Source organism: Micromonospora orduensis (assembly GCF_006228125.1).
Taxonomy (GTDB): Bacteria; Actinomycetota; Actinomycetes; order Mycobacteriales; family Micromonosporaceae; genus Micromonospora; species Micromonospora orduensis.
In genome coordinates, this window is sequence record NZ_VDFY01000068.1 from 69164 (window position 1) to 75456 (window position 6293).

At 73.0% G+C, this 6293-nt stretch carries 6 protein-coding genes; 3 read left to right on the forward strand and 3 right to left on the reverse strand.

The features are described 5' to 3' along the window. The first annotated feature begins 27 nt into the window (after positions 1-27). Both FHG89_RS01935 and FHG89_RS01940 read left to right on the forward strand, forming a co-directional pair. A complete protein-coding gene (locus FHG89_RS01935; RefSeq protein WP_139582268.1) occupies positions 28-1140 on the forward strand; it encodes a TOMM precursor leader peptide-binding protein in 1113 nt (370 codons plus the stop codon). Next, positions 1137-2483, forward strand: coding sequence for an ABC1 kinase family protein (locus FHG89_RS01940; protein ID WP_139582269.1), 1347 nt, complete (start codon positions 1137-1139; stop codon positions 2481-2483). The genes FHG89_RS01935 and FHG89_RS01940 overlap by 4 nt, the downstream gene beginning before the upstream one ends. 291 nt (positions 2484-2774) lie before the next feature. Here FHG89_RS01940 and FHG89_RS01950 read toward each other — a convergent pair whose 3' ends face one another. The 3 genes from FHG89_RS01950 to FHG89_RS01960 form a co-directional block, all read right to left on the reverse strand. Further along, positions 2775-3140 (reverse strand): WhiB family transcriptional regulator, encoded by a 366-nt coding sequence (locus FHG89_RS01950; RefSeq protein ID WP_139582271.1) that lies wholly within the window; start codon positions 3138-3140, stop codon positions 2775-2777. A gap of 130 nt (positions 3141-3270) precedes the next feature. Next, entirely contained in the window at positions 3271-3519 is a 249-nt protein-coding gene (locus tag FHG89_RS01955) for a hypothetical protein (RefSeq protein WP_139582273.1), read from the reverse strand. Positions 3520-3641: 122 nt separating this feature from the next. Beyond that, entirely contained in the window at positions 3642-5807 is a 2166-nt protein-coding gene (locus tag FHG89_RS01960; RefSeq protein ID WP_139582275.1) for an ATP-dependent DNA helicase UvrD2, read from the reverse strand. A gap of 93 nt (positions 5808-5900) precedes the next feature. Here FHG89_RS01960 and FHG89_RS01965 point away from each other — a divergent pair, with 93 nt between their 5' ends. Then, positions 5901-6143 carry a mycoredoxin gene (locus FHG89_RS01965; protein WP_139582276.1) on the forward strand — a complete coding sequence of 81 codons (243 nt, stop codon included), beginning with the start codon at positions 5901-5903 and terminating at the stop codon, positions 6141-6143. Positions 6144-6293 lie beyond the last annotated feature (150 nt).

Here is a 6293-nt window from a genome sequence, read left to right on the forward strand (position 1 = left end):
GCAGGGAAGCGGTCACGATTCGTCAACATGAGTCGTACCGCGTTGCCCCGGCCCACCCTGCTGCCCGGCCTGCACCGTCTCTGGCGCGACCGGCACACCCTGCAACTCGGCGTCGGTCCCGGGCCCGCCGTGCTGCTGGAGCTGGCCAATCCCCGGGCCGCCGGTCTGCTCGACCTGCTCGACGGCAGCCGTAGCGAGCGGCAGGTGCTGGCCCACGCGGTCACCGCCCGGGTCACCGCCGACGATGCCCGTACCCTGCTGGCCGCTCTGCGCGCTGCGGGCCTGCTCGTACCCGCGCACAGCCTGCTTCCCCGCGACCTGGCCGGCCCGCTCCGAGCGCGGCTCGCCGCCGAGGCGGGTGCGCTGGCCCTGACCGCGGCCCGACTGCCCGGCACACCCGCCCAGGTGCTGCGACGCCGACGAACCGCCCGGGTGCTGCTCACCGGCCCCGGCGCGCTCGGCGCGGCACTGGCCGTGGCGCTGGCCCAGTCCGGCGTCGGGCAGGTGATCCCGCACCTCAGCGGCCCGGTACGATCCGCCGACCTGGTCGGCACCGGCATCACGGCCGCCGAACTGGGCCACCCGCTGGCCCCGGCGGTACGGGCCGCGATCGGCCGGGCCGCACCGGGCACCGGCACCCACCCGGGCCGCGCCGCCCGCGTCGACCTGGTGATCCAGCTGGGCACCGACCGTCCTCCAGCCCTGCTCGCCGCCGGTCTCGCCCAGCGCCGCCAGCCGCACCTGCTGGTCACCCTGCGCGAGGGCGTACCGGTCGTCGGGCCGCTCGTCCGCCCACCCGCCGGTCCCTGCCTGCACTGCGTCGAGTTGCACCGGGCCGACCGCGACCCGGCCTGGCCCCGGCTCGCCGCTCAACTCGCCGCCGCCGCGCCGGCCCCCGCCGGTGCGACCGGCACACTGCTCGCGGCGACCGGGTACGCGCTCGCCGAGGCGCTGACGCAGCTCGACGGCGGCAGTCCGGAGACGCTCGGCGGCGCGATGGAGATCGTCGGCGCCGGCCGGTTCCGCCGTCGGGGGTGGCCACCACATCCGGCGTGCGGGTGCTCGGAGCGGCGGGTGGGTGCACCAGCCCGGCCGCACGGCAGCAGCGGAGCCCTCCGGTCGGTAACAATGACCGGGTGACCGACATCCCGCGCCGGGCCGTGTCCCGGACCGCCAAGCTCGCCGCTCTGCCGCTCGGCTTCGCCGGCCGGACCGTCCTCGGCATGGGAAAGCGTGTCACCGGGCTCGCCTCCGACGTGATCTCCGCGGAGATCCAGCAACGCACCGCCGAGCAGCTGTTCAGCGTCCTGGGCCAGCTCAAGGGCGGTGCGATGAAGTTCGGCCAGGCGCTGTCGGTGTTCGAGGCGGCCCTTCCGGAGGAGATCGCCGCGCCGTACCGCCAGGCGTTGACCAAGCTCCAGGAGGCGGCGCCGCCGCTGCCGGCGGCAAGCGTGCACAAGGTGCTGGCCGAGCAGCTCGGCCCGAACTGGCGGGACCGGTTCGTCGAGTTCGACGACACCCCGGCCGCCGCTGCCAGCATCGGCCAGGTACACCGGGCGCGGTGGCGGGAACCGGGCTACGACGCCTCGGGTGCGCCGCACAGCCGCGACGTGGCCGTCAAGATCCAGTATCCGGGTGCCGGCGACGCGCTCCTCGCCGACCTCAAGCAGCTCTCCCGGCTGGGCGGGATGTTCCGGGCCATCCAGCCCGGCCTGGACGTGAAGCCGCTCCTGGTCGAGCTTCGCGAACGGATCACCGAGGAGTTGGACTACGAGCTGGAGGCCGAGTCGCAGCGCGCCTTCGCCGCCGCGTACGCCGACGACCCGGAGATCTACATCCCGGCGGTGGTCCACGCGGCGCCCCGGGTGCTGGTCACCGAATGGGTGACGGGCACACCGCTGGCCGACATCATCCGGGAGGGCACCGAGGAGCAGCGGGACGAGGCGGGCCGGCTGATGGCCACCCTGCACCTCTCCGCGCCGCAGCGGGCCGGGCTCCTGCACGCCGACCCGCACCCGGGCAACTTCCGGCTGCTGCCCGACGGCCGGCTCGGGGTGATCGACTTCGGCGCGGTGGCCCGGATGCCGGAGGGCACGCCGGAGCCGATCGGCCGCATCGCGGCGCTGGCCCTGCGCAACGACGCCGCCGGGGTGGTGCAGGGGCTGCGGTCCGAGGGCTTCATCGGCGCCACCGACGACATCGACGCCGAGGGGGTGCTCGAGTTCATCCGCCCGATGCTGGAGCCCATCGCCACCGACGGGTTCCGCTTCACCCGGGCGTGGTTGCGCGGCGAGGCGGCCCGTCTGGCCAGCCCCCGCTCCCCCACGTACCAGCTGAGCCGCCAGCTCAACCTGCCGCCGTCGTACCTGCTCATCCACCGGGTGACCCTCGGGTCGATCGGGGTGCTCTGCCAGTTGGAGGCGAAGGCCCCGTACCGCAGCATCCTGGAACGCTGGCTGCCCGGCTTCGCCCCGGTGGCCTGAACGTCACGAAGGGCGGGTGCCGGTCGGCACCCGCCCTTCTTCGTGGAGTGGTACTAGAGAACGCCCAGTTCGCGTGCCGACTGGTTACGGCTGTTCATGGCGACGGTACGGGCGGATCGGGTTGCCTCAGTGCTCGTGGTGGTACGACCGGCCTGAGGCCGGCGCATTCGAGCCCGGGACAACGCTTCGTGGAGTAGTTGCATCTCGAAGGCTCCAGTCGGGACGTTCAGCATCGTCTTCTCACTAACTGCCGATGTGGCACCGGCGTCGTTGGTACGGAACGGGAACATGTCAGGCTGCCAGCCGGACCGCGCCACGCACCTCGGACAGCCCACTGGCTGCCAGGCGCGCCTCGGCCTCGACCCGGAGCGCGGCGTCACGGGCGACGTCCTCCTTACGCGGACGGCCACGGGGCCGCTTACGCGGGACGACCGCGCCACGCTCGAAGATCTCGCCGCCCCAGACGCCCCACGGCTCCGCTCGCTCCACCGCCCCGGCCAGGCACTCGACGCGCAGCGGGCAGTCCCCGCAGAGCGACTTGGCCAGCTCGAGCTCGGCAGGCGAGTCGGAGAACCACAGGTCGGGGTCGAACTTCCGGCAGGGCAGGTTCGCCTCCAGCTCGACGCTCACATCGAGGGGGGCCAACGCCAGACTCATCTCCCGGTCACCTCTCTCTCACTTCGATCTCGTGGATCGCATTCCGACGTACTTCGGCGGGGCAAAAAACTGAGGCCGCGGATCCCGGTAAGCGGGTTCCGCGGCCTCGAGGTGAGCCGGTGTCTGATGATCAGACCGGTCTACCTCGAGGTGGAACGCCGCGGACATCCGTGCGCCGCTTGACGCCATTGATGTCCATGCCCGTGATGCCACTGGTCCCGTTGACTCCGGTGGGCGCGACGGCCAGGGTCAGCTCGGCCTGAACCTGGTGCACCTGCGGAACCGACGGTCGTGCGGCCGCGAGGGCCACCCGGACAGCCGACAACGGAGCGTGGACAGACGGCATCGCCGTCAGACGCTCATAGGTGAAGATCTTCACGGGTGCCACCTCCCTCACGTTCCTCGTATCGACTGAACCAACCCTCGTGAGCAGCCGGAATGGCGCCGCTCGCGTGGTGTGTCCTGAGGCTATTCCTCGCCCCGGGGCGAGGGCAAACGAATTTACGACTGGATTTCGAAAGTTTTCTCCGGGCAGACGTCGTCCACCCCGGCGCCTCCCACGAGCGCCAGCACCGACTCCCCGTACAGGCCCAACTTGCGTGGGCCGATGCCGGCGATGGCGATCAACTCTTCCGGCCGGCCGGGGCGCCGCTCGGCCAGCGCGGTGAGCGTGGCGTCGGTGAAGACCACGTACGCCGGGACCTTCTGCGCCCCGGCCACCCGCTGCCGCCACTCACGCAGCCGTTCGTGCAGCTCGTCGTCGATGTCGGACGGGCAGGTGGGGCAGCGACCCAGCTTGCGGTCGGGACCGGCGAGCAGGGTGGCGCCGCAGATCCGGCAGGACATGATCTGCGTCCGCCGCCGCTCGGGGCGGCGGGCCGGACCGGTGCCGGTGGCCGCCCGCTCGGTGCCGCCGGAGCGGTCCAGCTGGGGCAGGAACCGCGACGGTCGCCGGGCCCGCCCGCCGGGCGAGCGCGCGGCGGCGTACGACAGCCACAGCCACTGCCGGGCCCGGGTGATCCCCACGTAGAGCAGCCGGCGTTCCTCCTCGACCTGCTCGACCGTCTTCGCGTACGTGGTGGGGAGGGTGCCCTCGGCGAGACCGACCAGGAAGACCGCGTCCCACTCCAGCCCCTTGGCCGAGTGCAGCGACGCCAGCGTCACCCCGTCCACGGTCGGCACGTGCTGCTGGGCGGCGCGGTTGGCCAGCTCCTCGGTGAAGTCGGTGAGGGTGACCGGGCGCTCCACCGAGGCGGCCTCGCCGATCGGCAGCACCTCGGGGGTGGCCGCGTACTCCTCGGCGAGCTGGACCAGCGCGGCCAGCGCCTCCCAGCGTTCGCGGGCCGCGCCGCCGGCCGGGGGCGCGTCCGGGGACCATCCGACGGCGGTGAGCGCCTCGACGACGGCGGTCGGCAGCGGCGTCTCGCCCGGGATCGAGCGGGTGGCGGAGCGCAGCGCGACCATCGCCTGGCGTACCTCGGCCCGCTCGAAGAAGCGCTCCGCGCCCTGCACCACGTACGGCACCTCGGCCTCGGTGAGCGCCTTCTCGTACGCCTCGGACTGCGCGTTGACCCGGAACAGCACGGCGATCTCCTTCGCCGGCGTGCCCGCGTCGATGAGCGACCGGCAGCGCGCGGCCACGGCGTTCGCCTCGGCCGGCTCGTCGGTGAAGATCCGCAGATCCGGTTCCGGTCCCGGCGGGCGCTGCCCGCTCAGCTCCAGGCGCAGCCGCGCCTCGGTGCCCCGGGCCTGGGAGATCACCGCGTTGGCCAGCCCCACCACCTGCGGCGTGGAGCGGTAGTCGCGGACCAGCCGGACCACCGTGGCGTTACGGTGCCGGCGCGGGAAGTCGACCAGGTACGACGAGGTCGCCCCGGTGAACGAGTAGATGGTCTGGCTGGCGTCGCCGACCACTGTGAGGTCGTTGCGGCCACCCAGCCAGGCGTCGAGCAACCGCTGCTGGAGCGGGTTGACGTCCTGGTACTCGTCGACCACGAAGTGCCGGTACTGGCCCCGGACCTGCTCGGCGACGTCCGGGTGCTCCTCGACGCCCCACACGGCGGCGCGCAGCATGTCCTCGAAGTCGATCACGCCGTTGGAGCGCTTGAGCTGCTCGTACGCGGTGAACACGTCGGCCACCTTCGCCGGCTCGTGCGGCGTGTCGCGCAGTGCCCGGGCCGCCGCAACGACGTACTCCCCCGGTTCGACGAGCGACGACTTGGCCCATTCGATCTCACCGGCGAGGTCCCGGGCGGCGGCCCGGTCGGTACGCAGACCGACCCGGGCGGCGGCGAGGGTGACCAGCCGCACCTTGCTGTCCAGCAGCTCGGGCATGGCCCGGCCGGCGAGCAGCCGGGGGGCGAAGTACCGGACCTGGCGCAGCGCGGCCGCGTGGAACGTCCGCGCCTGCACGCCCCGGACCCCGAGCAGCGAGATCCGGTGTCGCATCTCGGCGGCGGCCCGGGCGGTGAAGGTGACCGCGAGCACGTGCCGGGGGGAGATGTCGCCGGAGAGCGCCCGGTGGGCGATCCGGGAGGTGATCGCGCGGGTCTTGCCGGTGCCGGCGCCGGCCAGGATGCAGACCGGGCCGGCGGGTGCGGTCACCGCGGCGCGCTGCTCCGGGTCCAGCCCGGCGAGCACCTGTTCCGACGCTGAGTGAACCACCACAACCAGGAATCATCTCAGCTCCTCCGGACGTTGCAGCGAACAGCCTCGGCTTGATCCGCAAGCCGGCGGTCAGAGGAGTTGGAGGATCCGACCATGCTGACGATGTATTCCACCCCCTGGTGCGGCTACTGCCACCGGTTGAAGTCGCAGCTCGACCGGGAGGGCATCGGGTACGAGGTGGTCGACATCGAGCAGGACCCGAAGGCCGCGGAGTTCGTGATGAGCGTCAACGGCGGCAACCAGACGGTGCCGACGCTGCGCTTCGCCGACGGCAGCGCCCTGACCAACCCCTCGATCACCCAGGTCAAGCAGCACCTGGAGACCCTCACCGCCTGACCGGCCGGTTCATTCTCGCGAGCGGCCGCCCCCACCCGGGGCGGCCGCTCGTCGTGTCCGGCGCCGGTCAGGGCGGGGGTGGCCGGCGAAGGCCGGTGGCCACCGGCGTGTCGGCGTCCTCGGCCGGGCGCCGCGGCGCGGGCAGGGTCG